Origin of the sequence: Streptomyces longispororuber (genome assembly GCF_024448165.1) — a bacterium.
GTDB lineage: Bacteria > Actinomycetota > Actinomycetes > Streptomycetales > Streptomycetaceae > Streptomyces > Streptomyces longispororuber_A.
In genome coordinates this window covers 1-24,800 of the sequence record NZ_JAMOLN010000163.1, presented here as the reverse complement: position 1 = coordinate 24,800, position 24,800 = coordinate 1, and the positions used below count along the sequence as shown (strand labels likewise).

Genomic DNA, 24,800 nt, shown 5'->3' with positions numbered 1-24,800 from the left:
TCCGGTGGGGGCGGGCGGGTGTCCGCTATTCGACGGAGCGTGGCCGGTTCAGGGTCTTGCGCAACACCCGGCAGGGGCGGCCCAGTTGGCGGTCGGCCCGCCGGTCGATCTCCTCGTACCCCTGGGCGGCCCAGAACGCGAGGCCCTTCGGGTTGTTCTCCAGCACGGCGAGCCGCACGCCGTCCCGCCCGGCAGCCCGGAACCGCTCCTCCACGGCGGCCGCCAGCTCCCGCCCGAACCCGGCGCGCTGACGCGACCCGTCGATCATCAGCAGCCCGATCCACGGATCCGGGTCGGCCGGGTCCGGATGGTCCGCCAGGGTCACGGCGATCCCCACGAGGGGCCCGCCGGCCCGGGCCAGCAACACCTCGGCACCCGGCTGCGCGAGCTCGTCGGCGAGGGCGGCGGCGACCTGCTCCACGGTGATGTCGTCGGGATCGGGAAAGTCCCCGCTCAGCGCGGAGAACTCCCGGTTGGAGGCGTAGAGCTCCGCGGTCTCGGTGAGGAGTTCGGCGGGAAGGGGGTGGTCGGGGCCGGGGGTGAGGGCTTCGAGGATCACGGCCCGAGCGTAGGCGGATCAAGGGCTCGGCTCGGCCACCTCAAGCCCCTGCGGCGATCGAGCAGTGGGGTCCGGGGCGGAGCCCTGTGGCCGTGACGCCGTCGCGGGGTGAAGAAGTCCAGGTCCGGTCGGGCCACATCGGCCAGTTCAAGCCGCTGCGGCGATTGAGCAGTGGGGTCCGGGGCGGAGCCCTGTGGCCGTGACGCCGTCGCGTGGTGAAGAAGTCCAGGTCCGGTCGGGCCACATCGGCCACTTCAAGCCCCTGCGGCGATCGAGCAGTGGGGTCCGGGGCGGAGCCCCGTGGCCTTAACGCCGTCGCCGGGTGAAGAAACCCGTTGCGATCCCCCGGCACCGGTGAGGAGGATCCAGGGCGTGACCACTTCCACGCACACCACGACGCGCACACTGCCCGCCCCCACCCCGACCCGGCGACAGCAGCAGCGCGACCAGGAGCGGAGGCCGATCCCGACCGTCGCGTGACCGGGGCCCTGGTCGCGGGCCTGCTCGCCGGATTCGGCATCGCCGTACCGGTCGGCGCCATCGCGGCCTACCTGGTGACCCTGACGGCCCGGACGAACCTGCGGACGGGCGCGAGCGCGGCGCTCGGCGTGGCCACCGCGGACGGGCTCTACGCCCTCGCGGCCGTGGCCGGCGGAGCCGTCGTCGTCCCCCTGGTCCGCACCGTCCAGACCCCACTGCGCTGGACCTCGGCGGCCGTCCTGCTCGCCCTCGCGGCGCACGGCACGGTCAAGGCGCTCCGGCAGCGCCACGACGCCCGGCCGGACGAACCCCGACTCACCGCGCGCAACGCCTACTTCGGGCTCCTCGGCCTGACGCTCCTCAACCCGCTCACCGTCGTCTACTTCGCGGCGCTCGTCCTCGGCGGCGGCGGAGGCAGCGCCACCGGCCCGGCCCAGCGCACCGTGTTCGTCCTCGCCGCGTTCGCCGCGTCCGCCGGCTGGCAACTGCTGCTCGCGTGCGGCGGGGCACTGCTCGGCCGGGCGCTGACCGGTCCGCGGGCCCGGCTGCTGACCGCCCTCGCGTCCAGCACGCTGATCGCGGGCCTCGCGACCCATCTGGCCCTGTCCGGATAGCCGGACGGGCCCCGGCCCCCGCACCACGAAGGCGGTGCGGCGGCCGGGGCCCGTACCCGACTGGCTTACGGAACTCAGACGTTGACGCCGAAGTCCTGCGCGATGCCGACCAGGCCCGAGGCGTAGCCCTGGCCCACGGCGCGGAACTTCCACTCCGCCCCGTTCCGGTACAGCTCGCCGAAGACCATCGCCGTCTCGGTGGCCGCGTCCTCCGAGAGGTCGTAGCGGGCGATCTCGGTGCCACCGGCCTGGTTCACGATGCGGATGTACGCGTTGCGCACCTGGCCGAAGTTCTGCGTGCGGGTCTCCGCGTCGTAGATCGAGACCGGGAAGACGATCTTGTCGACGTCGGCGGGCAGCGCCGACAGGTTCACGTTGATCGCCTCGTCGTCGCCCGCGCCCTCACCGGAGCGGTTGTCGCCCGTGTGCACGATCGACTGGTCCGGCGTCTGCTTGTTGTTGAAGAAGACGAAGTGGGCGTCCGAGTAGACCTTGCCCTGCGTGTTGACCGCGATGGCCGAGGCGTCCAGGTCGAAGTCGGTACCGGTCGTGGTGCGGACGTCCCAGCCGAGGCCCACGGTGACGGCGGTCAGGCCCGGAGCCTCCTTGGTGAGCGAGACGTTGCCACCCTTGGACAGGCTTACAGCCATTGCGGGAGTCCTTCCCTCGTTAAGTGCGCTGGTGCGCGGTGTACGTGCGTAGCCGAAGCTACTCGTACCCCTATGAACGCGGAGGGGGGTACCTCAGGTTCCAGCTCTCTTTACTTTCTTTACCCGGCCGTCGCGCGCCGGGCGAAAAGAGGGTGACGCGGGCCGTACGCACGCGCGACCATGGACGCATGTCCGGTCCTTATCCCATCCGCGGCTCGGTCGTCCTTCCGGAGGCCGAGCTCGTCTGGCGTTTCTCGCGGTCGTCGGGGCCGGGCGGCCAGCACGTCAACACCAGCGACTCGCAGGTGGAGCTCCGCTTCGACCTGGCGAACACGCAGGCGCTGCCCGAGGTCTGGAAGGCGCGCGCCCTGGAGCGGCTGGCGTCCCGCCTGGTCGGAGGCGTCGTCTCGGTCCGTGCGTCCGAGCACCGGTCGCAGTGGCGCAACCGCGAGACCGCGGCGGTGCGGCTGGCCGCGCTGCTGGCGGAGGCGTCTGCGCCGCCGCCGAAGCCGCGGCGGGCCACGCGGGTGCCTCGCGGCATCAACGAGCGGCGGTTGCGGGAGAAGAAGGCTCGGGCCGACACGAAGCGGGGCCGCTCCGGGCGTGACTGGTAGCGGGTGACCGTCTGCCGTGTCCCCGAGCGTCGCCGTCCGACTGTCCGGTGGGGGCTGGTCGCGCAGTTCCCCGCGCCCCTGAAGGCTGCGCGAGGAGCCCCACCGGCCCGCAGACGACCTGCCCCCGGTCTACCCCAAGTGCCGGTACCGGCCCCGGAAATACATCAGCGGACCCCCGTCCCCGCTGGGCAGCGCCGCGCCCAGGACGCGGCCGATGACCAGCGTGTGGTCACCCGCCACCACCCGCTGCTCCGTCCGGCACTCCAGCGTCGCCAACGCCCCGCCGACCAGCGGAGCCCCCGTGTGTTCCCCCCGGACGTACGGGATGTCCTCGAAGAGCAGGCGGTCGCTGATGCGGCCCTTCATCGCGAACCGGCCCGCGATGTGGCTCTGCGACTCGGAGAGGACCGACACCGCCCACAGGGGCTGCTCGTCGAGCAGGTCGTCCATGCGGGAGCCGTTGCGCAGCGAGACCATCACCAGCGGCGGATCGAGCGAGACCGACATGAAGGCCGTCGCCGTCATGCCCGCGTCCTCCCCGGAGGGGCCCTCGGGGTCGAGCTGCGGCTCGTGCGCGGTCAGCAGGACGACGCCCGCGGCGAGGCGGGACAGGGCGGCGCGGAACTCGTCGTGACTCACTCCCTCAGGATGCCCGGAGGAAGGGGAGGGGACGGTGGCGAGCGGGGGGACCGGCGTGGCAGGGGGAGTCTTCAACACGGGATCGACGCTAGTCCGGCATTTGTGCGCCTCGCATCGGGCGGACGACGGAGCGAGGTCCTAGGACCACCGACCGGCATCAACCGGAACACCCGGTTTCGCCCCGGCTCGTCCTGGTTACCGTGTTCGGCAAACACACAGAACACACCCGGGTAAGGGCGCCAACCCTTCACCTTCTGCTGTGACTTGAGTCACAGGGGCCATTATTTGTTGACCCTGTGTACCGAGTGGGCAGCGCGCTGTGATTCAGTGGCGGTCGACACTGCGAAATGAACGTGCTGCTGCACGTGCGAAGAGAGCCGATCAGAATTCTGGAGTGCTGTCGAGGTCTCGGGGAGAACTGAGCATGGAGACCGAGTCGGAGCCGTACGTCCGTCTTGCGACCCTGCGTCAGCTGCACCAGGTGATGGCGGACATGAACACCGCCCGCAGCCTGGCCGACACCCTGCAGACCGTCGCCGACGGTGTCGTCAACGGGCTCGGATACGAGCTGGCCTGCGTGAACCTCGTACGCCCCGACGGCGACCTGGTCGTCGCGGCCTTCTCCGGCAACTCCGCGGCCGAGGCACTGATCACCGGCCGGGTCGGCTCCCGCACCTCCTGGGACCGCCGGCTGAGCATGGGCGAGTGCTGGGGCGAGCTGCGCTTCATCCCGTACACCGAGGGCTGGATCCTCGACGAGGACGACGTGCCGCAGTGGTTCACGGACGGCCCGCCACCCCGCTTCGACGACGAGTGGCACCCCTCCGACCGCCTCTTCGCCCCGATGTACGCCACCGGCACGTCGGGCGGTGAACTCCTCGGCGTCATCTCCGTCGACCGCCCGCGCAACGGGCGGCGGCCCGGCGCCTGGGGCCGCGAGGCCCTGCAGATGTACGCGTTCCAGGCCGCCATCGCGATCAGCAACGCCCGGCTGCGCTCCAACATGCAGCGCGCCCTGGTCCGCCTGGAGCGCGAGCAGCAGGCCCTGCGCGCCAGCGAGGAAAGCTTCCGGCAGGCCTTCGAGTACGCGCCGTCCGGCATGGCCATCGCCGAGATGGGCGGTGACCAGCACGGACGGATCCTGCGGACGAACGACGCGCTGTGCCGGCTCCTCGGCCGGCCCGCGTCCGCCATGCGCCGCTACTCCTTCTCCGACCTCGTGCACCCGGAGGACATCGGCACGCTGCTGCGCACCTCCGCCGAGGGCGGCCGCGCCGAGCTGCGGCTCGGCCGGCGCGACGGCACGTACGTCTGGGTCAGCCTGCGGAACTCGGTGGTGGCCGACGCGGCCGACGGGCCGCGGTTCCTGCTCACCCACGTCGAGGACATCGAGGAGCGCAAGCGCCGCGAGCTGCAGCTCGCCCACCGCGCCTCGCACGACTCCCTCACCGGCCTGCCGAACTCGGCGGAACTGCGCGCCCGCCTCTCCGCCCGCCTCTGCCGCCGCCCGCAGGACAGCAGGCCCAGCGCCGTCGACTCCCTCGACGCGGCGTACGGCGACCACCCGGCCGTCCCGGACACGAACGGGCACGGCTTCGACTTCGGCTCCGTCGTCCCGCACCAGTCGGGGCTCTACGAGGGGTTCGACGGCTTCGACCACCACGTGCACGTGATCGCGCCCGAGGGCGACGGCTCGGCCGACGACGGCACCAAGGGCCTCGCCGTCCTCTTCTGCGACCTCGACGGCTTCAAGTCGATCAACGACCGGTTCGGGCACAACGCGGGTGACGCGGTTCTCATCGAGGTCGCCCGCCGTCTGACCAGCGGCGTCCGGGACGGGGACACGGTCGCCCGGCTCGGCGGCGACGAGTTCGTGGTGCTCGCCGACGGGCTCGGCCGGGCGGACGCCGAGGATCTTGCGGTGCGGTTGCGGAACGCCATCATTCCGCCGATTCGGGTGGACGGCCGGGCGGTGCGCGTGGGGGCCAGTTTCGGCATCGGCTGGGCCCACTGCGGCATGACGGCAGAGGAAGTGCTGCAATCCGCTGACCAGCGGATGTACGTGGAGAAAAGATCACGTGCCAAGCAGCACCGGCGGGCCGGCTGACCTCCTGGCCGCGCGGGATTCCCGGGTCTCGGTGAGGTCAAGGCCACGCCTTGGGGTGCCTCGCAGCGGGTACGCTCGCCCCGGTAAGCAACGTGTAGGGAGTGATCAGGGATGGCGCCCGGCAACAACGGCGCGAGCACCACGCCCGAGGACGACGACCCGTTCGGCTATCTGTACGCCGACGGGCAGGCGGCCGGGGCGACCCCGCCCAACGGCGGGGGTGGCGGCTACGGCTACCCGAATCCCCGCTCCTCGTACCACCAGGTCCGCGCGGTCGGCGAGCGCCAGTACGGGCAGACCCAGCCCACCCAGCAGTACCAGCAGCCGAACGCGTATTACCAGGCTCCCGAGACGGTGGCCGGCGGCGTTCCCGCCCAGCCCGCACCGCCGCAGGCGCCCTCGCGCGGTGGCGGCGGCCGGGGTCGCGGTCCGAACACGAAGGCGCTCCTGATCGGCGCGGTCGCCGTGGTCGCGGCCGTCGTCATAGGGATCAGCGTCGCCATGCTCAGCAACGGCTCGGACGACGACAAGGGCGGCGACGCGGGCGCGAACCCGTCCGGCGACGCGCAGACCGTGCAGCCCAGCGAGACCCCGTCGCAGTCCTCGCAGGCCAAGCCGGAGGCCCTGCCCAAGACGGACGCGAAGGCGCTGAAGCTGGAGGGCGGCCCCGTCACCGCGTCCGACGTGAAGGGCGCGAAGGCCGCGGGCGGCGTGTACGTCGCGGGCTTCAACAAGGTGGGCGCGAAGATCTCCTGGAACGTGGACATCGCGAAGGCCGGCCAGTACCGGCTCTACGTCCGCTTCGGCATCCCCGGCGAGGACGCGGACGCCACGCTCAACGTGAACGCGAAGCCGAACGCCCAGGCGCTCAGCATGCGGAACTTCGCGGGGTCCCCGAAGGGCGACTGGGCGAAGGGCTGGCAGTCGACCTGGGCGAACGTCACCCTGACCAAGGGCACGAACGTCATCGAGCTCGTCTGCGCCGACGGCAACCAGTGCAACGCCAACATCGACAAGCTCTGGCTGCAGTAGCCGACGCGCGGGGCCGCCGGTGTCAGGCCGCCCCGTCCAGGCGGTCGGCGACCGCGACCTTGCCCACCAGCGCCTCGTAGGTGTCGCGGTCGAACTCCCCGGCCACCGGTGACACCACCGTGGCCGCCGACAGGGCGACCGCGCGGGCCAGCCGCTGCGGCCAGGGGAGGTGCTCCACCTGGCCGGAGAGCAGGCCCGCCACCGCCGAGTCGCCGGCGCCCGTCGGATTGCCCGACAGGCGGTCGGGGGCCGGGGCGCGCCACTCGCCGTCCGGGGTGAGCGCGAACAGGCCCTCGGCGCCGAGCGAGGCGACGACGGCGTGCGCGCCGCGCCTGCGGGCGTCCTTCATGGCCTGCAACGGCTCGTGGGAGCCGGTGAGTTCGGCCAGTTCGTCCGCGTTCGGCTTGACCAGGTCGGGGCGGGCCGCGATGCCGCGGCGCAGCGGCTCACCGCTGGTGTCGAGCAGGACGGGCACGGAAGCGGCCCTGGCGGCCCGTACGAGCGTCGCGTAGGCCCCGACCGGCACACCGGGCGGCAGGCTGCCGCAGAGGGCCACCGCGGAGGCGGAGCGCAGCAGGTGCTCGTACGCCTCCTGGAAGGCCGCCCACTCGGTGGGCGAGACGGCCGGGCCCGGCTCGTTCAGCTGCGTGGTGTCGCCGGTGGCGGCGTCCACCACGGCGATCGTGCGGCGGGTCGACCCGGTGACCGGCACCAGGGCGTCGGACACCCGCTCCACGCCCAGGAGTTGGTCCTGCACCGTGCGTCCCGTGGCGCCGCCCACGAAGCCCGTCACCGTCACCTCGTGACCGAGTGCGGCGAGCACCCTGGCCACGTTCAGACCCTTGCCGCCGGGCCGTTCGGTGACCTCGGTGACGCGGTGCGAGGCGTGCGGGCGCAGCGCGGGCACCCGGTACGTGATGTCGAGTGCGGTGTTCAGCGTGACCGTGAGGATCACCGGACCTCACCCCCTAACGTACTTTCAGTAGCGGGGGCCGATCATGCCAAAGTCAAGGCGGCCAGCCCAGCCCTGGGACCGGCCGCCCGGACAACTGCCTGCGATCTCAGGACAGTTGCGACCTCAGGGCAGCTGGGGCTCGACGAGCCACTCGCCGCCGCGCATCACGCCCTTGAGGTCGAACTCCTCGTCCAGGACGACGAGATCGGCGTTCTTGCCGGGTTCGAGCGAGCCCACCTGGTCGTAAATCCCCAGCAAACGGGCCGGGTTGGCGGAAATCGCGCGGACCACGTCCTCGACCGGCAGCCGGTCGACGGTGGCCGCCCGCTTGAACGCCCGGTCCAGGGTGAGCGTCGAGCCCGCGATGGAGCCGCCCTCGACGAGCCGCGCCACGCTGTCCTTCACCTCGACCTCCATCGGGCCGAGCATGTAGCGCCCGTCGCCGAAGCCGGCCGCGTCCATCGCGTCGGTGATGAACGCGACCTTCTCGCCGCCCTTGTGGTGGAAGGCGAGTTCGAGGGCGGCGGGGTGCAGGTGCGTGCCGTCGTTGATCAGCTCGACGGTGATCCGCTCGTCCTCCAGGAGCGCCGCGATCGGGCCCGGAGCGCGGTGGCCGAGCTGCGGCATCGCGTTGAACAGGTGGGTGGCGACGGTGGCGCCCGCGTCGATGGCCTCCACCGTCTGCTCGTACGTCGCGTCGGTGTGGCCGATCGCGGCGATCACGCCGTGCTCGGCGAGCAGCCGCACGGAGTCGATGCCGCCGGGCAGCTCGGTGGCGAGCGTGACCATCTTGGCCTTGCCGCGGGCCGCGTCGATCAGCTTGCGGACGTCGGCCGGGTCGGGGTCGCGCAGCAGTGTCTCGTCGTGGGCGCCCTTGCGGCACGGGGAGATGAACGGGCCCTCGAAGTGGATGCCCGCGAGCTCGCCCTGCTCGGCGAGCTCGGAGAGCAGGCCCGCGCGCTGGACGAGGAAGTCCATCTCGCCGGTCACGAACGATGCGACGACGGTCGTGGTGCCGTGCAGACGGTGCGTGTGGATGCCCTTGAGGATGTCCTCGACCGTGCCGGAGGTGAAGGACGCGCCGCCACCGCCGTGGTTGTGCATGTCGACGAAGCCGGGCACCACCCAGTGGCCGGAGAGGTCGAGGACGGCGGCGTCTGCGGGAGCGCTCCCGGCGATCCGCGAGCCGTCGACGATGACGCGTCCGTCGGTGACGGTCCCGGTGGGCAGTACCACCCGGGCACCGGCGAGCACCTTTGCTGTGGCCATCAGGCGGTTACCTCCGTGTTGTCCGTGCCTTCGACGTGTTCGGCGAGCAGGTCCCAGGCGAGGAGTCCCGCGCCCAGGCATCCGGCGGTGTCCCCGAGGACGGCCGGGACGATCGTGGGAAGCGACTGGAACGTCACGCGCTCGGCGACGGCCGCCCGCAGCGGTGTGAACAAGGTTTCCCCGGCCTCGGCGAGTCCGCCACCGATGATCAGGGTGCGCGGGTCCAGCAGAGTGAGTGCCATGACGAGTCCGTCGGCGAGCGCGTCGACCGTGTCCCGCCAGACGGCGGCGGCCCGCTCGTCGCCCGCGTCGACGGCCTTCGCGCAGTCCGCCGCGGTGGCGTGCTCGTCGCCGCTGGCGGCCTGCCAGGCGAGGGTGACCGCGGAGGCGGACGCGTACCGCTCCAGGCAGCCGCGCTGCCCGCAGCCGCACGGCACCCCGCCGGGCCGGACGACCACGTGGCCGATCTCGCCCGCCGAGCCGTGCGCGCCCGGTTCGATCCGGCCGTCGATGCCGATGGCGCCCGCGATGCCGGTGCCGAGCGGCAGGAACAGGAACCGGTCGGCGTCCTTGCCGGCGCCGAGCCGTCCCTCGCCGAGCCCGCCGGTGCGCACGTCGTGGCCGAGGGCGACCGGGATCCCGTCGAGCCGCGCGCTCAGCAGGGTCCGCATCGGTACGTCCCGCCAGCCGAGGTTGGCGGCGAACAGCGCGATGCCGTTCGCCTCGTCGACGACGCCGGGCACGGCGACCCCGGCGGCCGCGGCGGGCTCCCCGAAGTGTTCCTCGCCGTACGCCCGCAGATCGGCGGCGAAGTCGAGGATCGTCTCGACGACCGCGTCGGCGCCGCGCTCGCGCTCGGTCGCCCGGCGCGCCTGATGCAGCAGCGTGCCGTCGGCGCCGACCAGGGCGGCCTTCATCCCGGTGCCGCCCACGTCCAGGGCGATGACATGTCTCACGGGGCACAGTGTCGCGCGTTCACCCACAACAGGTCTAGTCCACTTGCATGGATCTTGCACGGAAAGATCGCTCGACGTCCGGCTTCCGGGCGTGACCGGCCCAGTTGCAGAAGTGAGATCTGAGTGGTGTAGACCTTGTGTTCGACCCTGGGAGACCCCCGGGGCGCAGCGGTACATGGATTTCGAGGGTGGGGACACGGTGCAGCGGCACATCACCGGACTGACGGCGGCAGCGGCCGCCCTGGGCATGGCGGCCACACTCACCGCCTGCGGCGGTTCCGGTTCCGGAGACGTCACGCTCAAGCTGGTCGCCGCCGACTACGGCGACTCCGCGGCCAACGGCTCCCAGAAGTACTGGGACAAACTGACCGCCGCGTTCGAGAAGGACAACCCCGGCATCAAGGTGGACGTCGACGTCTACTCGTGGAACGACGTCGACGCCAAGGTCAAGGACATGGTCGACGCGGGCAGGGCCCCCGACATGGCGCAGATCGGCGCGTACGCGGACTACGCGGCGGCCGACAAGCTCTACCCGGTCGGCGACCTGCTCGACGTCCCCACCCAGGCCGACTTCCTGTCCCAGCTCTCCGACGCGGGCAAGGTCGACAACACCCAGTACGGCATGCCGTTCGCCTCCTCCACCCGGCTGCTCTTCTACAACAAGAAGCTCTTCAAGGACGCCGGCATCAGCGCGCCCACCACCTGGGCCGAGCTGGAGGCCGACGCCAAGGCGCTGAAGGCCGACGGCGTGAGGATCCCGTACGCGCTGCCCCTCGGCTCCGAGGAGGCGCAGGCCGAGACCATGATCTGGATGCTGAGCGGCGGCGACGGCTACACCGACGACGTCGGCTCGTACACGATCGACTCCAAGCAGAACGTCGAGACGTTCGACTGGCTGAAGAACGACCTCGTCGCCAAGGGCCTCACCGGCCCCACCGCCCCCTCCCGGCTGAACCGGGCCGACGCCTTCGCCGCGTTCGCCAAGGGCGAGGTCGGCATGCTCAACGGGCACCCGACGCTGATGCAGATGGCCCACAAGAAGGGCGTCGACTACGGCACCGTGGAGCTGCCGGGTCCGAACGGTCCCGCCCGGTCCACGATGGGCGTCGCCGACTGGATGATGGCGTTCAAGCAGAACGGTCACGGCAAGGAGATCGGGACCTTCCTCAACTACGTCTACAGCGAGCAGAACGTCCTGGACTTCTCCCGCGAGTACGACCTGCTGCCGGTCACCACCAGCGCCTCCGAGACCATGTCCGCGGCGCCGGAGGACAAGAAGCTCTGGCCGTTCCTGCAGAGCCTGAGCAGCTCCGAGCTGTACCCCGTCGGCAAGACGTCCTGGGCGGGCGTCAGCGTCGAGATCAAGAAGCAGATCGGCGCCGCCGTGTCCGCCAACGGCAGCCCCGGCGCCGTCCTCGGCCGGATCCAGAACCAGGCCGCGGCCGCGGAAGCCGCCGAGTAGCGTGGCGGACATGGATCCCCGGCCCCCTCTCGGCGAGCGCGAGCGCGCGCTGCTCGCGTTCGAGGGGCGCGGCTGGGAGTCGCCCGGGGCGAAGGAGCGGGCGATCCGCGAGGAGCTCGACCTCGCGCCGGTCCGCTACTACCAGCTGCTGAACGGGCTCCTCGACGACCCGCGCGCGCTGGAGGCGGCGCCGGTGACGGTGAACCGGTTGCGGCGGGTTCGGGACGAGCGGCGCCGCGAGCGCTGAGTTCTCCCTTAAAGTCGCCCGTATGGACGCCCCACGGACTGTCGCCGGGCGAGACGGCCTGGCCGCGATCGTCGCCCGCCCCGCCCGAGCTGTCATCGCCCTGGACTTCGACGGGACCCTCGCGCCGATCGTCCCCGACCCCGAACAGGCCCGCGCCCACCCGGACGCCGTCCCCGCGCTCGCCGCGCTCGCGCCCCGGGTGGCCTCCGTCGCGGTGATCACGGGCCGCCCGGCCGGGGTCGCCGTCCGGCACGGCGGCTTCGCGGGCGTCCCCGGCCTCGAACACCTCGTCGTGCTCGGCCACTACGGCGCCGAGCGCTGGGACGCCGTCACCGGCACGGTGCGCGCTCCCGCCCCGCATCCGGGGGTGGCCGGGGTCCGCTCCGAACTCCCGGGCGTGCTGGCCGAGTCGGGCCTGTGGCACGACACGTACGTGGAGGAGAAGGGCCGCGCCGTCGCCGTCCACACCCGCCGCGCCCCTGACCCGCAGGCCGCCTTCGAGACCCTGCGCCGCCCGCTGAACGAACTCGCCGCCCGGCACGGTCTGCTGGTCGAGCCGGGCCGCATGGTCCTCGAACTGCGCCCGCCGGGCGTCGACAAGGGCGTCGCGCTCACCGAGTACGTCCGCGAGGTCGGCGCGGAGTCCGTCCTCTACGCGGGCGACGACCTGGGCGACCTGCCCGCGTTCGCGGCGGTGGAGAAGTTGCGGTCGGACGGGGTGGCGGGGCTGTTGGTGGCGGCCGACACGGTGATCGCCGAGCTGGCGGAGCGCGCCGATCTGGTCCTGGACGGCCCGGCCGAGGTGGTCACGCTGCTCCGTGACCTGGCCGCGCGTCTGCCGTGAGCGGTTCGGCGCCGGGTGCGGGTCTCGTCGTGGCTTCTCGCGCAGTTCCCCGCGCCCCTGAAGGCCTGCGCTGACGCGCAGCCTTCAACGGGCCACCCAGGGGCGCGGGGAACTGCGCGAGAAGCCCCACCGGGCCGCAGCCGAAGCGCCTAACTGTCCCGCAGCGCCGTGAGCTGATCCAGGAACCACTGACCGGGCGGCAACGCGGTCCCCGCGGCGGCCAGCCGTTTCGTACGCTCGGCCCGCTCACCCTCCGCCATGCCCAGCGCAGCGCCCAGCGCGGCCGAAGTCCCGCTCACGTCGTACGGGTTGACCACCAGCGCGTCCTCACCGAGCTCCTCGTACGCCCCGGCCTCCCGCGACAGCACCAGCACGCACCCGTCGTCGGAGACGACCGGCACCTCCTTCGCGACGAGGTTCATCCCGTCCCGGACGGGGTTGACCAGGGCCACGTCGGCGAGCCGGTACGCGGCGAGCGAGCGCGCGAAGTCGTCCTTCACGTGCAGCACGACCGGCGTCCAACCCGCCGTGCCGAAACGGGAGTTGATCGCTTCCGCCACCCGCGACACCTCCTCCGTGTACGCCCGGTACACGGCGAGGTCCTGCCGCGACGGGTAGGCGAACGCCACGTGGACGACCTTCTCCCGCCACTCGGGCTGCGTCTCGAGCAGCAGCTCGTACGCCCGCAGCCCGCGCACGATGTTCTTCGACAGCTCCGTGCGGTCGACCCGCACGATCACCTTGCGCCCGGGCCCCACCTGCTCCCGCAGCGCGGCGAGCCGCTCTTCCACGTCGGCCGCGCGCGAGCGCTCCCGCAGGAAGTCCGCGTCGGCGCCGAGCCCGTGCACCCCGATCCGCGTACCGGACGTACCGCCGAGGATCCGCGTACAGCACTCGGTGAACGCGTCCGCCCAGCGCCGGGTCAGGAAGGCCAGCCGGTCCGCGCCGAGCATCCCGTTCAGGAGCTGCTCGGCGATGTCGTCGGGGAGCATCCGGAAGTAGTCGACGGGCGCCCACGGCGTGTGCGAGAAGTGCCCGATCCGCAGGTCGTCGCGGAGCGCGCGGAGCATCCCCGGCACCAGTGCCAGGTGGTAGTCCTGCACCACGACGGTCGCGCCCGGCGCCGCCTCCTCGGCCAGCGCCTCGGCGAACGCCCGGTTGTACGCCTCGTAGGAGGCCCACTGGCGGCGGAACTCCGGGTCGAACGACGGCTCCAGAGGCGTCTGGTACAGCATGTGGTGCACGAACCACAGCACCGAGTTCGCGATCCCGTTGTACGCGTCCGCGTGCACGGCCGGGTCGATGTCCAGCATCCGCACGCCCGGCTCGGCGACCCCGCGCCGCACGGCCTCCCGGTCCCCGTCGCCGAGCGCCGCGCACACCCAGAGCTTGTCGTCGACGACGCTGAGGGCGGAGACGAGCCCACCGCCGCCGCGCTTCGTCTCGATCGAACCGGCGCCAGGGGAGTCCCCGACGACGTACGAGACCGGGCCGCGGTTGGACGCGACGAGAACCTCAGCAGCACCACGCGTGGAAGCCATAGAGCGAAACTAGCCCGCCCCGGAAACGCTCAAACGTACGGCCGGACTCCATCAGGAGCCCGGCCGTATACGACGCCTTCAGGGGTGCGTCAGTCCTTGCGGCCGCGGACCGCGGCGAGGACGAGGGCGCCGAGGCCGCACAGCGAGACGGCGAGCCCGCCGTACAGCAGCGTGTGCGGGCCGGAGCCGGTCTCGGCCAGCTCCGGGCCGGCCGGCTGCGAGGGCGCGGGACGGGCCTGCTGGCGCTTGGTGACGATGACCGCGGTGCACGGGTCGTCGCCGCCGCGCGGGCGGGCCGTGCAGGTGGTCTTCGGCACCTCGCCGGTCACCGGGAGCACGGTGACGTCGCCGGGCGTGCAGGACACCCGGACGTTCGCTCTGATGACGACCTTGCCGTGGGCGGGCACGTCACCCGTCCAGTAGTAGGTCGAGCCCTTCTTGGTGAGCGTGCCGGCCGAGGCGGTCGGGGTGCCGGTGACGTGCTTCGCGGGGAAGGAGACCGAGGCGTTCTTGCGCGGGTGGCCGCTGGTGTTGCGCAGGGTGATCGTGTCGCGGACCGTGGCGCAGGGCGGTGCGGTCGGCGTCTCCGGCCGGTTCACGATGTCCAGCGGCGGCACCGGGGCCGGCGGCTTCGGCGGCGTCTCGATCGGCGGCGTGATGCCGCAGTTCGGGTCGGTGGAGCCCGCGTCGCAGTTGGTGCGCGGGGTGTCGGCGACGATGTTGTTGGTGAGCTTGCCGTCGCCGCTGACCGGGTCGTTGACCTTCACCGAGTAGGTGACCGTGGCGGTCTGTCCTGCGGGGATGTCGCCGGTGTAGCTGATCCGCGGGCTGGTGTAGGAGACCGTCCCGGTGCTCGCCTGCGCGTCGTCGTTGTACGTCGCGTCGTCGAGGTTGTCCGTCAGGTCGTCGGTGAACTTGGCGTTCGGGTAGTCGAGCTTGCTGATGTTCGTCGCCTTGACCGTGTAGGTCAGGGTGCCGCCCGGCTTCACCTTGGCGGGACTGGCCGTCTTGGTGATCTCCAGGTCGGGGACCGGGACGGACAGCGCGAACGCCGAGGGGACGTAGGTGTCGCCCTTGGTGGTGAAGCTCAGCGTGGTGGAGGTGGCGCCGACCGGGATCGGCTCGGCCTGCGCGGCCCGCGAGGAGCCGCCGGTGACGTCGAACTCCTTCGCGTCGATGCTCAGGTTGTTGATCATCTTCGGGTCGAGGGCGCCGTCGTCCTCGCTGATGAAGAAGTTGTTGGTGTTGCCGGTGTGGCTCTCGACCATGTTCTGGCCGCCGACGAGGAACCGGTCGCCCGGGGTGTTCCAGTCGCCCTCGTACGCGGTGACGCTCGCGTGCGGTTCGCCGTCGGTCCGGTAGAAGCCGCTGACGTCGACGGTGGTGGCGGGCGAGGTGGAGCGCTGCAGGACGTGGCCGCCGTAGACGTAGATGTTGCGGCGGTCGGGCGCGTACTGGTCGTTCGGGGCGTCGTACTTGTAGACGACGGTCATGGACCAGCCGGCCACGCAGCCCTTGCCGGTGGGCGCCCAGACGTCGCCGACGGCGACCGGGATCGGGGCGCCGGTACCGGTGATGCCGCTGAACAGGTTCGTGACGTCGGCCTCGCCCGTGTAGTAGTGCGGACCGCTGGTCGTCGCCGGGTCCCGCACCAGGTTCTCCGGGGCGACCTTGCTGGGTGCGGTGCCGTTCACGCCGACCACGGGCACGGCGTCGGTCGGTTCGCCGGGCGAGGGCAGCACGTCGGCGCCGGAGATGTCGCAGCGCTTCATCTGGGCGCCGCTCGGCCCCCGGTACGTGCCGTCGTTGCCGCCGAAGAAGAGGCGGGCGTAGGCGACCTGGGCGCCCGGCGGGAGGGCGACCTGACCGGTGCTGGAGCCGTACTCCGCCGTGGTGCCCGCGGTGTTGATCCGCTCCATGACGAACGTGTTGTTGTTGTCCCGGCCCTCGCCGTTCGCGGCGACGGCACAGCGGGACGCCATGTCCGCCGGCGCGGTCGGGCACCCCATGACCGTGTTGCCGATGGTCTTGAAGTCGCCGTACAGCGCCTCGTCGTACCGCTTGGCGAAGGGGGAGACCACGTCTGCCGACGCGGGGCTCGCGGAGAGGCCGGTGAGGGGGCCGGCCAGGGCGGCGGTGGCGGCGAGCCCCGCCGCCAAGCCCTTTGCGTGTCTAAGCCACATAAGGGGCAATGTAGGCAAAACATACGAATGCCCTCAGTTACGCCACGCGACGCTCCGCATACTCGCTGATCTCGGCCATCGGCGGCCGCTCCTCGGTGTCCACCTCATGGACCCGCGGTTCGAACCCACGTTCCCCGCGCTCGAACTGCGTGAGCACGGGCCGCACCAGATGCCCCCGCGCGAGCCGCAGCTGCGCCGTGCGGTAGATCGCCGCCGCCATCCGCCCGAGCGCCTGCCCGTCCTGGTGGCGGTGGATCCTGACCCCCACGTCGACCTGGGCGAGCGCGTCCAGGCCCACGGTGTGCAGCGCGTCCACCAGGAGGCCCAGCTCCACGCCGTACCCCACGGGGAACGGCAGCCGTTCGAGCAGCGACCTGCGGGCCGCGTACTCGCCGCCCAACGGCTGGACGAATCCCGCCAGTTGAGGCCAGTGCAGATTGAGGATCGGCCGCGCCATCAGCTCGGTGACGCGACCGCCCTGGCCCGCGGCGCCGTCCAGCGGACGGTCGTACATCGCCTTCACGAAGTCCACGTCGGGGTCGGTCAGCAGCGGGCCGACGATCCCGGAGACGAAGTCCGCGGAGAACTCCTTCAGGTCCGCGTCGACGAAGCACACGATGTCACCGGAAGTGACGAGCAGCGAACGCCACAGCACCTCACCCTTTCCGGGCCTGGCCGGGATGCGCGGCAGGATCGTGTCCCGGTGCACGACCCGGGCCCCGGCCGCCGCGGCCGCCTCGGCGGTGCGGTCGGTCGAGCCGGAGTCGATCACGACGATCTCGTCGACGAGCGGCACGGCCTCCGTCATCAGCTCGCGCCGGATCACGGAGACGATCTCGCCGACCGTCTCCTCCTCGTTGAGCGCGGGCAGGACGACGCTCACCGTCCGGCCCGACGCCCGCTTCGCGGCGATCAGCTGCTGGCGCGGGCGGTCGGCCACGGACCAGGAACGCCTGCTCAGCCAGCGCTCGACCTCTTCCAGCACGGTCAGGGGCCTCCCGTATGTGATCCATCTCGCGGTTCGGACGACTATCTCAAGGGTCCAGGGCTTCGGTTACAGTCTTGAACAACGTCGGTGACCATCGCATGTCGGGGGTCCCGGACGTCACAATCGAATACCGCTCATCCAGAGGGGCAGAGGGATACGGCCCGTTGAAGCCCCGGCAACCCTCCAGCCGGTCTCGTCCGCACATCGCAGTGCGTCCGCGAGGCTCCCGGCTAGGGAAGGTGCCAAATCCGTCTCGCGGCGAGATGCGTCGCGAGGAAGATGAGGAGAAAGGGCCTCGCCTCTCATGGCTGCACAGACTGTCGCGACCGAACCCACGACCGCCACCACCGTCGACCTCGGTCCCGCCTCCGGGCTCTCCTGCCGCGAGTGCGGCGCACAGTTCCCGCTCGGACCGATCTTCGCCTGCGTCGAGTGTTTCGGGCCTCTGGAAGTCGCGTACGACCTGCCCGTCGGCGACCCTGAGGCACTCCGCAAGCAGATCGAGGCCGGTCCCGCCAACATCTGGCGCTACGCCCCGCTGCTGCCCGTCCCGGCCGACGTCGCCGAGAAGCCGAACCTGAACCCCGGCTGGACCAAGCTCGTCAAGGCCGACAACCTCGCCCGTGAACTCGGCGTCGAGCAGGGCAAGTTGTTCGTCAAGGACGACTCCGGCAACCCCACGCACTCCTTCAAGGACCGGGTCGTCGCGCAGGCCATCGAGGCCGCTCGCGCCTTCGGCTTCACCACGCTGTCCTGCTCCTCCACGGGCAACCTGGCCGGTGCCGTCGGCGCCGCCGCGGCCCGCGCCGGCTTCCGCTCCTGCGTGTTCATCCCGCACGACCTGGAGCAGGGCAAGGTCGTCATGGCCGGTGTCTACGGCGGTGACCTCGTCGCCATCGAGGGCAACTACGACGACGTGAACCGCTTCTGCTCCGAGCTCATCGGCGACCCGCTGGGCGAGGGCTGGGGCTTTGTGAACGTGAATCTCCGCCCGTACTACGGCGAGGGTTCCAAGACGCTCGCGTACGAGATCTGCGAGCAGCTCGGCTGGCAGCTGCCCGACCAGCTGGTCATCCCGATCGCGTCCGGCTCGCAGTTCACGAAGATCGACAAGGGCCTGAAGGAGCTGATCGCGCTGGGCCTCGTCGAGGACAAGCCGTACAAGCTCTTCGGCGCCCAGGCCGAGGGCTGCTCCCCGGTCTCCGTCGCCTACAAGGGCGGCCACGACGTGGTCCGCCCGCAGAAGCCGAACACGATCGCCAAGTCGCTCGCGATCGGGAACCCGGCCGACGGCCCGTACGTCCTGGACATCGCGCGCCGCACCGGCGGCGCCGTCGAGGACGTCACCGACGAGCAGGTGGTGGACGCCATCAAGCTGCTCGCGCAGACGGAGGGCATCTTCGCCGAGACGGCGGGCGGTGTGACGCTGGGCGTCACGAAGAAGCTCATCGAGGCGGGCCTCATCGACCCGTCCCTGACGACGGTCGTCCTGAACACGGGCGACGGCCTCAAGACCCTCGACGCGGTCGCCGATTCCTCCCAGGCGACGGCGACGATCCGCCCGAGCCTGGACGCGTTCCGCGACGCCGGTCTCGCCGCCCACTGAGCCACCATCCGCCCCAGCAGTACGGGAGTCACCCAGCCATGAGCGTCAACGTCCGCATCCCCACCATCCTCCGCACCTACACCGGCGGCCGGGCCGAGGTCCCCGCCGAGGGTGCGACCCTCGCCGACGTCATCGCCGACCTGGAGAAGAACCACACCGGCATCGCCGCCCGCGTCCTCGACGACCAGGGCAAGCTGCGCCGCTTCGTCAACGTCTACGTCAACGACGACGACGTCCGCTTCGAGCAGGGCCTGGAGACGGCCACGCCGGACGGCGCCGGCGTCTCGATCATTCCCGCCGTCGCCGGCGGCTGCTGAAACCGGACGATCTTTTAGCGTTCTACGCAGAGTCACGTCAATTGCCCCCTCCGCGAGAGAAGCGGAGGGGGCAATTCTGCATGGTTGAGCGCGGTACAGTTGGGGAAGCTGCTTCGTTCTCGTACGTGGTGCATGACGGGCGCATATGAGTTCCCGCCCGGAACCCGACAAGAAGCAGCCAAAGTATCCCGCCCTTTCGGGCTCTTTACGGCTTTTGTTCGGCCCGACTTGCCCTGGGATCCAGTGAGTTGGCCCGGTTTCCCCGATCGGGCGTGCCCAGAATTCTCGTCCGATTGACCTGTTGCAGACGGCAGTTGGGCAGATACATTCAGCCGCGGTCGACGCGTTCCGGCGCACACCCCCAAACCCTTTGGGGAGTGAGGTCTGACCCGGGATCGCGAAGTGCGGTCTCGCGCAAGGGCCAGTAATAGGGGAGTTAGGCATGGCTCAGGGCACCGTCAAGTGGTTCAACGCGGAGAAGGGGTACGGCTTCATCGCGGTCGACGGTGGTGCGGATGTTTTCGTCCACTACAGCGCGATTCAGATGGACGGCTACCGCACCCTCGAAGAGGGTCAGCGAGTGGAATTCGAGATCTCGCAGGGCCAGAAGGGGCCGCAGGCCGACATGGTCCGCCTGGCCGCCGGCTGAAGCGCGCGACTGACTGCAAGCTTCATACTTCGTACGTCATGGAGGGCTCGTCTCCCGGTCTCCGGGGGCGGGCCCTTCGTGCTGCGCGGGTGGCCCGGATCTCCGGTAGGCGCTTGCACTCGCATGGGCCGAGTGCTAATCATTGGGCTTAGCACTCTCCCAGTGAGAGTGACAGAACTTGGATCGGGTCGGTGAGGCCCGCAGACCGGGTGGGGCAAGGAACCACAAGGGCTGCAGGCCGTCCGTCGCGGGCACCAGCACGGTCCGTTTGCGTTTCCACCCCGTCCGGGAGGACCACTTCACATGGCCAAGATCATCGCGTTCGACGAGGAGGCACGGCGCGGCCTCGAGCGCGGCATGAACCAGCTCGCCGACGCCGTCAAGGTGACCCTGGGCCCCAAGGGTCGCAACGTCGTCCTCGAGAAGAAGTGGGGCGCCCCCACGATCACCAACGATGGTGTGTCCATCGCCAAGGAGATCGAGCTCGAGGACCCGTACGAGAAGATCGGCGCCGAGCTGGTCAAGGAGGTCGCGAAGAAGACGGACGACGTCGCCGGTGACGGCACGACGACCGCGACCGTCCTGGCCCAGGCCCTGGTGCGCGAGGGTCTGCGCAACGTGGCCGCCGGTGCCAACCCGATGGCCCTCAAGCGTGGCATCGAGAAGGCCGTCGAGGCCGTCTCCGCCGCTCTCCTTGAGCAGGCCAAGGACGTGGAGACCAAGGAGCAGATCGCTTCGACGGCCTCCATCTCCGCCGCCGACACCCAGATCGGCGAGCTCATCGCCGAGGCCATGGACAAGGTCGGCAAGGAAGGCGTCATCACCGTCGAGGAGTCGCAGACCTTCGGTCTGGAGCTCGAGCTCACCGAGGGCATGCGCTTCGACAAGGGCTACATCTCGGCGTACTTCGCCACCGACATGGAGCGTATGGAGGCGTCGCTCGACGACCCGTACATCCTCATCGTCAACTCGAAGATCGGCAACGTGAAGGACCTCCTTCCGCTGCTCGAGAAGGTCATGCAGTCCGGCAAGCCGCTGCTGATCATCGCCGAGGACGTCGAGGGCGAGGCCCTGTCGACCCTGGTCGTCAACAAGATCCGTGGCACCTTCAAGTCCGTCGCCGTCAAGGCCCCGGGCTTCGGTGACCGCCGCAAGGCCATGCTCGGCGACATCGCCATCCTCACCGGTGGCACCGTCATCTCCGAGGAGGTCGGCCTCAAGCTGGAGAACGCCGGTCTCGACCTGCTCGGCCGCGCCCGCAAGGTCGTCATCACCAAGGACGAGACGACGATCGTCGACGGCGCCGGTGACAGCGACCAGGTCCAGGGCCGCGTCAACCAGATCCGTGCCGAGATCGAGAACTCGGACAGCGACTACGACCGCGAGAAGCTGCAGGAGCGCCTGGCGAAGCTCGCCGGCGGTGTTGCGGTCATCAAGGCCGGTGCCGCGACCGAGGTCGAGCTCAAGGAGCGCAAGCACCGCATCGAGGACGCCGTTCGCAACGCGAAGGCGGCCGTCGAGGAGGGCATCGTCGCCGGTGGTGGCGTGGCCCTGCTGCAGGCCTCCGCGGTCTTCGAGAAGCTCGAGCTCGACGGTGACGAGGCGACCGGCGCCAACGCCGTGAAGCTCGCCCTGGAGGCCCCGCTCAAGCAGATCGCCGTCAACGGTGGTCTCGAGGGTGGCGTCGTCGTGGAGAAGGTTCGGAACCTGGCCGTCGGCCACGGTCTGAACGCCGCCACGGGCGAGTACGTCGACATGATCGCCGAGGGCATCCTCGACCCGGCGAAGGTGACCCGCTCTGCCCTGCAGAACGCCGCCTCCATCGCCGCGCTGTTCCTCACCACCGAGGCCGTCATCGCCGACAAGCCGGAGAAGGCGGGCGCTGCCCCGGCCGGCGGCGGCATGCCGGGCGGTGACATGGACTTCTGAGCCGCTCGACGGTTCAGCCTGTCCTTTCCCGAGGGCGGCACCTTCTCTTCGCGAGAGGGTGCCGCCCTCGGGCGTTTTCCGGGGCCGCCCGCGAGGCCAAGATTTTCCTTGTCCGCCCGATGATCACGGGTTATGGTCCCCCGGCATATGTCAGGGGATCGGGGTGGGTGGGGGACATGGCGGACAGTAATGACGTGCCCGAGAAGGGCATGAATCCGTGGGGCCAGGCGATATCGGCCGTGGCGCTGGTGGGGGCGCTCGCCGTCGGATTCTGGGCGATCTCGAAGAACCAGACGGACACCGGCGCGGGCGCCGAGGCGAAACCCGCGGTCTGCTCGGGCGGCGAGGCCGAGAAGGGCGACAAAGCGGCGGGCCGGGCGTACGGAGCGCAGCTGTGCACCGCGCTCAACCGCTCCGACCTCGCCGAACTCCTCGGTACACCGGGGGAGACCGCCAAGAGCGCGAGTGGCGGCGGGGGCTCGATCGGCACGGGCAGCAGCAAGATCCCGCACCCCTCGTCGCGGGTCGAGTTCGACACGTACACGGTGACCCTGTCGGCGACGTACAACAAGCTCACCGTGGCCACGACCGCCGAGCTGCTCGCCGACGAGGTCCAGCCGCAGAAGGTGCTCGGCCGCAACGCGGCCCTCTACTCCGACCGCACCATCAGCATCGGCTTCCGCCTCGACGGCAGCGACGCGACCAGCGCGCCGGGCGTCCCGGCCCGGGTCCTCGTCGTCCCGTTGCACGACAAGGACAGCGGCGGCTTCTACGAGCTGACCCTGTGGCGCTCGGACGGCGGGGTGCCGGACGACACGACGCTGATCCAGGTCGCCGAGCGGGTGCTGCCGACGATCCCGGGGTGGAAGGACCGCGCCCGCGCCTGAGCCGGCGGTCCTCGGCTCCTAGCGGGAGGAGACGGGGGACTCCTGGTAGCTGGTCCACGCCTCGCGGCCGGCCTGCGCGGCGCTCTGGGCGGCGCTCTGGGCCTGGTGGAGGGCGCGGGACGCCAGCTCGGCGGGCGGCACCTCCCACGCGCCGGTCCAGGTGCGGCCCGCGCGCGCCAGCTCGAAGACCAGGACGCCGACACCGGCCGCGGCGGTGAGCATGCCGAGGCCGGTCAGGGCGGCGCCGGTGACCAGGCGCCGCTGATCGGGGCGGAACTCGGTCCAGGAGATCTTGGAAAGAGTGCTGTCAGCCATGGGGTCAGGATGCGGGAGAGCGCGCCCCGGCGCATGTGGAGAGCGGCGCACGGGTACGGGAACGGGGCTCGGTCCAGGTAAGTGAAACGCCGCCGCCAAGCGTGGAGAGGGCGTGGAGCAGCTGGAGTTCAGGGAGTTCTACCGCGCCAGTCAGGGCGACTGTCTGCGGACCGTGCTCGCGTGTGTGGGGGACCGGCAGCTCGCCGAGGACCTGGTGGCCGACGCGTATGCGAAGGCCTGGGCGTCCTGGGCGAGGGTGGGCCGGCATCCGGCGCCGCGGGCGTGGGTCGTGCGGACGGCGCTGAACACGCGGGTGTCGTGGTGGCGCAGGCGGCGCCGGGAGGTCGCCGTCGGCGGCGTGCCCGACGTCGCGGGCCATGCCGATCCGCCGGGCGGACTCGATCCCACGCTCCTCGCCGCGTTGCGCGAACTGCCGCGCAGACAGCGGGAGGTGATCGCCCTGCGGGTCCTGCTCGACCTGGACACCCGGGCGACCGCGCGGGCCCTCGGGATCGCCGAGGGCACCGTCACCGCCCATCTGTCGCGGGCCGTCACGGCGTTGCGCGGGCATCTGGTGACAGCGGAGGAGGGCGAGCGATGACGAACACGAACGAGGGCCTGGACGAGGTGCGGGGCGCGCTGCGGGAGGCGTTCGACGACGTGGGCATGGCGGTGCCCGTCGAGCGGATCGAGGCGCTGGGCCGGGCGCGGCGCCGCAGGCGGCGGGTGCTGACCACGGCGGGCGGCTGCGCGGCGGTGGCCGGGCTCGTGCTGGCGGTGCCGGGCATCGGAGGCGGCACGGCGCCGCCGGCCGGGCCGGGGGACGCCACGGGTGCGGGTGCGGTGCACGTGCGCACGGCCGCGTACACCGTCGACACGAAGACGGACGGCACGGTGCACGTGACCTGGGACAAGGCCCGCTACTTCACCGACCACGCGGGGCTCGAACAGGCGCTGGACCAGGCCGGGTTCCCGGTGCTGATCAAGGAGGGCGAGTTCTGCAAGGGGCCCGGGGACGGGGACGTCGGGCCGAGCGGGATCGGGCCGGGCGTGGACAAGGTGATGCGCGGTGAGCGGGTGTCCGACGACCGGGTCACGTTCGTCTTCACGCCGTCGGCGATGCCGGCGGGCAAGCAGCTCTTCATCGGCTATCTCGACGCCGAGCAGCTGAAGGTGACGGACGGCCGCCCGGGTTCGGTGGAGCGCCTCGTGCCGACCGACGAGCCGCTGACGTGCACGACGCGGACGCCGCCGAAGCACGACTAGGGCGGCCGGGTCAGCGGGCGCGGCGGGCCCGGTAGCCCTGCATCTTCGCGCGGGCGCCGCAGGTGTCCATGGAGCACCAGCGGCGCCGGCCGGGACGGCTCTCGTCGACGAAGAGCAGGGTGCAGTCGGGTGCGGCGCACTCCCGGACACGGTGGGCGTGCGGTCCCGTCAGGAGGTCGACGCCGTCCCGGGCGACCAGCGTCAACAGGTCGCCCGTGAGGTGGAGTTGGGGCCGCTCCAGGGTCGCGGCGCCGTTCTCGCTGACGGCGAGGCGGGGGCCGGGCAGGGAGCGGGAGGACCAGGCGCTGACCGTGTCCAGGTCGGCCGGGCCCGGTGCGCCGGTCAGGGCCCGGTAGAGGGCCTCGCGCAGGTGGCGGGCCTGCGTGAGGGTCCGGGTCGTGGCGTCCGGCAGCGGTCCCTCGGACAGGCTCGCCTCGTGGCACCAGCGGGACAGGTCGTCCGGCGTGCGCAGCCGCTCGACCGGTTCGGGTCCGCGTTTGCCCAGCGTGGCCGTGAAGTTGACCGAGAGCCTTCCGCCGTACCAACGGAAGTCCAGGAGGCCGGGGTGCGTGTCCATGATGGGTGCACGCTAGCAGGTTACTGGTTTGACAGGTAACGTCCCGGTTCGTCCAGAGCTTCTCGCGCGGTTCCCCGAAAAGGCCGGGCCCCGCGGAGCTCGGGGGTGGCTTCC

The 24,800-nt window shown here is 71.2% G+C and carries 25 protein-coding genes and 1 riboswitch; of the genes, 14 read left to right on the top strand and 11 right to left on the bottom strand.

Features of this window, described 5'->3' with window-relative positions; genetic code table 11:
• Positions 1–25: 25 nt before the first annotated feature.
• Complete coding sequence (locus M4J07_RS34715) at positions 26–559, bottom strand: GNAT family N-acetyltransferase (RefSeq protein ID WP_255978661.1); 534 nt, start codon at positions 557–559, stop codon at positions 26–28.
• Between the two features lie 476 nt (positions 560–1,035).
• On the opposite strand from M4J07_RS34715, the gene M4J07_RS34710 reads away from it, so the two are divergent.
• Positions 1,036–1,653 (top strand): LysE family transporter, encoded by a 618-nt coding sequence (locus M4J07_RS34710; protein WP_255978658.1) that lies wholly within the window; start codon positions 1,036–1,038, stop codon positions 1,651–1,653.
• 74 nt (positions 1,654–1,727) lie between these two features.
• Here M4J07_RS34710 and M4J07_RS34705 read toward each other — a convergent pair whose 3' ends face one another.
• Positions 1,728–2,303 (bottom strand): TerD family protein, encoded by a 576-nt coding sequence (locus M4J07_RS34705; RefSeq protein WP_255978655.1) that lies wholly within the window; start codon positions 2,301–2,303, stop codon positions 1,728–1,730.
• A 188-nt stretch (positions 2,304–2,491) separates the two neighbouring features.
• Between M4J07_RS34705 and arfB the strand changes: the two genes are divergently transcribed.
• Positions 2,492–2,917: an alternative ribosome rescue aminoacyl-tRNA hydrolase ArfB gene (gene arfB, locus M4J07_RS34700; RefSeq protein WP_255978652.1), complete on the top strand. Its 426-nt coding sequence runs from the start codon at positions 2,492–2,494 to the stop codon at positions 2,915–2,917.
• A gap of 129 nt (positions 2,918–3,046) precedes the next feature.
• Here arfB and M4J07_RS34695 read toward each other — a convergent pair whose 3' ends face one another.
• Complete coding sequence (locus M4J07_RS34695; protein ID WP_255978649.1) at positions 3,047–3,634, bottom strand: flavin reductase family protein; 588 nt, start codon at positions 3,632–3,634, stop codon at positions 3,047–3,049.
• A gap of 346 nt (positions 3,635–3,980) precedes the next feature.
• Here M4J07_RS34695 and cdgB point away from each other — a divergent pair, with 346 nt between their 5' ends.
• Positions 3,981–5,663 carry a diguanylate cyclase CdgB gene (cdgB, locus tag M4J07_RS34690; protein ID WP_255978646.1) on the top strand — a complete coding sequence of 561 codons (1,683 nt, stop codon included), beginning with the start codon at positions 3,981–3,983 and terminating at the stop codon, positions 5,661–5,663.
• A 111-nt stretch (positions 5,664–5,774) separates the two neighbouring features.
• The gene (locus M4J07_RS34685; protein WP_255978643.1) at positions 5,775–6,695 is read left to right on the top strand and encodes a CBM35 domain-containing protein; all 921 of its coding nucleotides are present in this window, start codon (positions 5,775–5,777) and stop codon (positions 6,693–6,695) included.
• 22 nt (positions 6,696–6,717) lie between these two features.
• On the opposite strand, the gene M4J07_RS34680 is transcribed toward M4J07_RS34685, so the two are convergent.
• The 3 genes from M4J07_RS34680 to M4J07_RS34670 all read right to left on the bottom strand — a co-directional run bounded on the left by M4J07_RS34680 (position 6,718) and on the right by M4J07_RS34670 (position 9,875).
• Entirely contained in the window at positions 6,718–7,650 is a 933-nt protein-coding gene (locus M4J07_RS34680) for a 1-phosphofructokinase family hexose kinase (protein ID WP_255978640.1), read from the bottom strand.
• Between the two features lie 123 nt (positions 7,651–7,773).
• Positions 7,774–8,919: an N-acetylglucosamine-6-phosphate deacetylase gene (gene nagA, locus M4J07_RS34675; RefSeq protein ID WP_255978637.1), complete on the bottom strand. Its 1,146-nt coding sequence runs from the start codon at positions 8,917–8,919 to the stop codon at positions 7,774–7,776.
• Positions 8,919–9,875 (bottom strand): ROK family protein, encoded by a 957-nt coding sequence (locus tag M4J07_RS34670; RefSeq protein WP_255978634.1) that lies wholly within the window; start codon positions 9,873–9,875, stop codon positions 8,919–8,921. The genes nagA and M4J07_RS34670 overlap by 1 nt, the downstream gene beginning before the upstream one ends.
• A 175-nt stretch (positions 9,876–10,050) precedes the next feature.
• Between M4J07_RS34670 and M4J07_RS34665 the strand changes: the two genes are divergently transcribed.
• The 3 genes from M4J07_RS34665 to otsB are packed head-to-tail and all read left to right on the top strand — an operon-like array spanning position 10,051 to position 12,428.
• Entirely contained in the window at positions 10,051–11,337 is a 1,287-nt protein-coding gene (locus tag M4J07_RS34665) for an ABC transporter substrate-binding protein (protein WP_255978631.1), read from the top strand.
• 10 nt (positions 11,338–11,347) lie between these two features.
• Positions 11,348–11,584, top strand: coding sequence for a DUF3263 domain-containing protein (locus tag M4J07_RS34660; protein WP_255978627.1), 237 nt, complete (start codon positions 11,348–11,350; stop codon positions 11,582–11,584).
• 22 nt (positions 11,585–11,606) lie between these two features.
• Positions 11,607–12,428, top strand: a complete 822-nt coding sequence (gene otsB, locus M4J07_RS34655) for a trehalose-phosphatase (RefSeq protein WP_255978624.1) — start codon at positions 11,607–11,609, stop codon at positions 12,426–12,428.
• Positions 12,429–12,577: 149 nt separating this feature from the next.
• On the opposite strand, the gene M4J07_RS34650 is transcribed toward otsB, so the two are convergent.
• The 3 genes from M4J07_RS34650 to M4J07_RS34640 form a co-directional block, all read right to left on the bottom strand.
• Positions 12,578–13,969 (bottom strand): alpha,alpha-trehalose-phosphate synthase (UDP-forming), encoded by a 1,392-nt coding sequence (locus tag M4J07_RS34650; protein ID WP_255978621.1) that lies wholly within the window; start codon positions 13,967–13,969, stop codon positions 12,578–12,580.
• Between the two features lie 89 nt (positions 13,970–14,058).
• Entirely contained in the window at positions 14,059–16,152 is a 2,094-nt protein-coding gene (locus M4J07_RS34645) for a DUF11 domain-containing protein (RefSeq protein ID WP_255978618.1), read from the bottom strand.
• A 37-nt stretch (positions 16,153–16,189) separates the two neighbouring features.
• Positions 16,190–17,137, bottom strand: a complete 948-nt coding sequence (locus tag M4J07_RS34640; RefSeq protein ID WP_255978615.1) for a glucosyl-3-phosphoglycerate synthase — start codon at positions 17,135–17,137, stop codon at positions 16,190–16,192.
• A 134-nt stretch (positions 17,138–17,271) separates the two neighbouring features.
• Positions 17,272–17,426, top strand: a riboswitch (SAM riboswitch).
• 18 nt (positions 17,427–17,444) lie between these two features.
• On the opposite strand from M4J07_RS34640, the gene thrC reads away from it, so the two are divergent.
• From thrC to M4J07_RS34615, 5 genes are all read left to right on the top strand, one after another.
• Positions 17,445–18,746 carry a threonine synthase gene (gene thrC, locus M4J07_RS34635; protein ID WP_255978612.1) on the top strand — a complete coding sequence of 434 codons (1,302 nt, stop codon included), beginning with the start codon at positions 17,445–17,447 and terminating at the stop codon, positions 18,744–18,746.
• A gap of 38 nt (positions 18,747–18,784) precedes the next feature.
• Positions 18,785–19,063, top strand: a complete 279-nt coding sequence (locus tag M4J07_RS34630; RefSeq protein ID WP_255978609.1) for a MoaD/ThiS family protein — start codon at positions 18,785–18,787, stop codon at positions 19,061–19,063.
• A 442-nt stretch (positions 19,064–19,505) separates the two neighbouring features.
• Positions 19,506–19,712 (top strand): cold-shock protein, encoded by a 207-nt coding sequence (locus tag M4J07_RS34625; protein ID WP_005486335.1) that lies wholly within the window; start codon positions 19,506–19,508, stop codon positions 19,710–19,712.
• Between the two features lie 303 nt (positions 19,713–20,015).
• Positions 20,016–21,641, top strand: coding sequence for a chaperonin GroEL (gene groL / locus M4J07_RS34620; RefSeq protein WP_255978595.1), 1,626 nt, complete (start codon positions 20,016–20,018; stop codon positions 21,639–21,641).
• 176 nt (positions 21,642–21,817) lie between these two features.
• Positions 21,818–22,528 (top strand): DUF6215 domain-containing protein, encoded by a 711-nt coding sequence (locus M4J07_RS34615; protein ID WP_255978593.1) that lies wholly within the window; start codon positions 21,818–21,820, stop codon positions 22,526–22,528.
• A gap of 18 nt (positions 22,529–22,546) precedes the next feature.
• On the opposite strand, the gene M4J07_RS34610 is transcribed toward M4J07_RS34615, so the two are convergent.
• Entirely contained in the window at positions 22,547–22,843 is a 297-nt protein-coding gene (locus M4J07_RS34610; RefSeq protein WP_255978590.1) for a hypothetical protein, read from the bottom strand.
• Between the two features lie 112 nt (positions 22,844–22,955).
• On the opposite strand from M4J07_RS34610, the gene M4J07_RS34605 reads away from it, so the two are divergent.
• Together M4J07_RS34605 and M4J07_RS34600 are read left to right on the top strand one after the other, a co-directional pair.
• On the top strand, positions 22,956–23,444 hold the full coding sequence (locus M4J07_RS34605; protein ID WP_255978587.1) for a sigma factor-like helix-turn-helix DNA-binding protein: 489 nt from the start codon (positions 22,956–22,958) through the stop codon (positions 23,442–23,444).
• The gene (locus M4J07_RS34600; protein ID WP_255978584.1) at positions 23,441–24,109 is read left to right on the top strand and encodes a hypothetical protein; all 669 of its coding nucleotides are present in this window, start codon (positions 23,441–23,443) and stop codon (positions 24,107–24,109) included. Before M4J07_RS34605 ends, M4J07_RS34600 begins: the two co-directional genes overlap by 4 nt.
• 10 nt (positions 24,110–24,119) lie before the next feature.
• Here M4J07_RS34600 and M4J07_RS34595 read toward each other — a convergent pair whose 3' ends face one another.
• Positions 24,120–24,686, bottom strand: a complete 567-nt coding sequence (locus tag M4J07_RS34595) for a CGNR zinc finger domain-containing protein (protein ID WP_255978581.1) — start codon at positions 24,684–24,686, stop codon at positions 24,120–24,122.
• Positions 24,687–24,800: the final 114 nt, after the last annotated feature.

Coding starts and splice junctions, on each gene's coding strand:
- M4J07_RS34705 (WP_255978655.1), bottom strand. CDS start 2,303: ATGGCTGTAAGCCTGTCCAAGGGTGGCAACGTCTCGCTCACCAAGGAG.
- arfB (WP_255978652.1), top strand. CDS start 2,492: ATGTCCGGTCCTTATCCCATCCGCGGCTCGGTCGTCCTTCCGGAGGCC.
- cdgB (WP_255978646.1), top strand. CDS start 3,981: ATGGAGACCGAGTCGGAGCCGTACGTCCGTCTTGCGACCCTGCGTCAG.
- M4J07_RS34685 (WP_255978643.1), top strand. CDS start 5,775: ATGGCGCCCGGCAACAACGGCGCGAGCACCACGCCCGAGGACGACGAC.
- nagA (WP_255978637.1), bottom strand. CDS start 8,919: ATGGCCACAGCAAAGGTGCTCGCCGGTGCCCGGGTGGTACTGCCCACC.
- M4J07_RS34665 (WP_255978631.1), top strand. CDS start 10,051: ATGGATTTCGAGGGTGGGGACACGGTGCAGCGGCACATCACCGGACTG.
- M4J07_RS34660 (WP_255978627.1), top strand. CDS start 11,348: ATGGATCCCCGGCCCCCTCTCGGCGAGCGCGAGCGCGCGCTGCTCGCG.
- otsB (WP_255978624.1), top strand. CDS start 11,607: ATGGACGCCCCACGGACTGTCGCCGGGCGAGACGGCCTGGCCGCGATC.
- M4J07_RS34650 (WP_255978621.1), bottom strand. CDS start 13,969: ATGGCTTCCACGCGTGGTGCTGCTGAGGTTCTCGTCGCGTCCAACCGC.
- M4J07_RS34645 (WP_255978618.1), bottom strand. CDS start 16,152: ATGTGGCTTAGACACGCAAAGGGCTTGGCGGCGGGGCTCGCCGCCACC.
- thrC (WP_255978612.1), top strand. CDS start 17,445: ATGGCTGCACAGACTGTCGCGACCGAACCCACGACCGCCACCACCGTC.
- M4J07_RS34630 (WP_255978609.1), top strand. CDS start 18,785: ATGAGCGTCAACGTCCGCATCCCCACCATCCTCCGCACCTACACCGGC.
- M4J07_RS34625 (WP_005486335.1), top strand. CDS start 19,506: ATGGCTCAGGGCACCGTCAAGTGGTTCAACGCGGAGAAGGGGTACGGC.
- groL (WP_255978595.1), top strand. CDS start 20,016: ATGGCCAAGATCATCGCGTTCGACGAGGAGGCACGGCGCGGCCTCGAG.
- M4J07_RS34615 (WP_255978593.1), top strand. CDS start 21,818: ATGGCGGACAGTAATGACGTGCCCGAGAAGGGCATGAATCCGTGGGGC.
- M4J07_RS34610 (WP_255978590.1), bottom strand. CDS start 22,843: ATGGCTGACAGCACTCTTTCCAAGATCTCCTGGACCGAGTTCCGCCCC.
- M4J07_RS34600 (WP_255978584.1), top strand. CDS start 23,441: ATGACGAACACGAACGAGGGCCTGGACGAGGTGCGGGGCGCGCTGCGG.
- M4J07_RS34595 (WP_255978581.1), bottom strand. CDS start 24,686: ATGGACACGCACCCCGGCCTCCTGGACTTCCGTTGGTACGGCGGAAGG.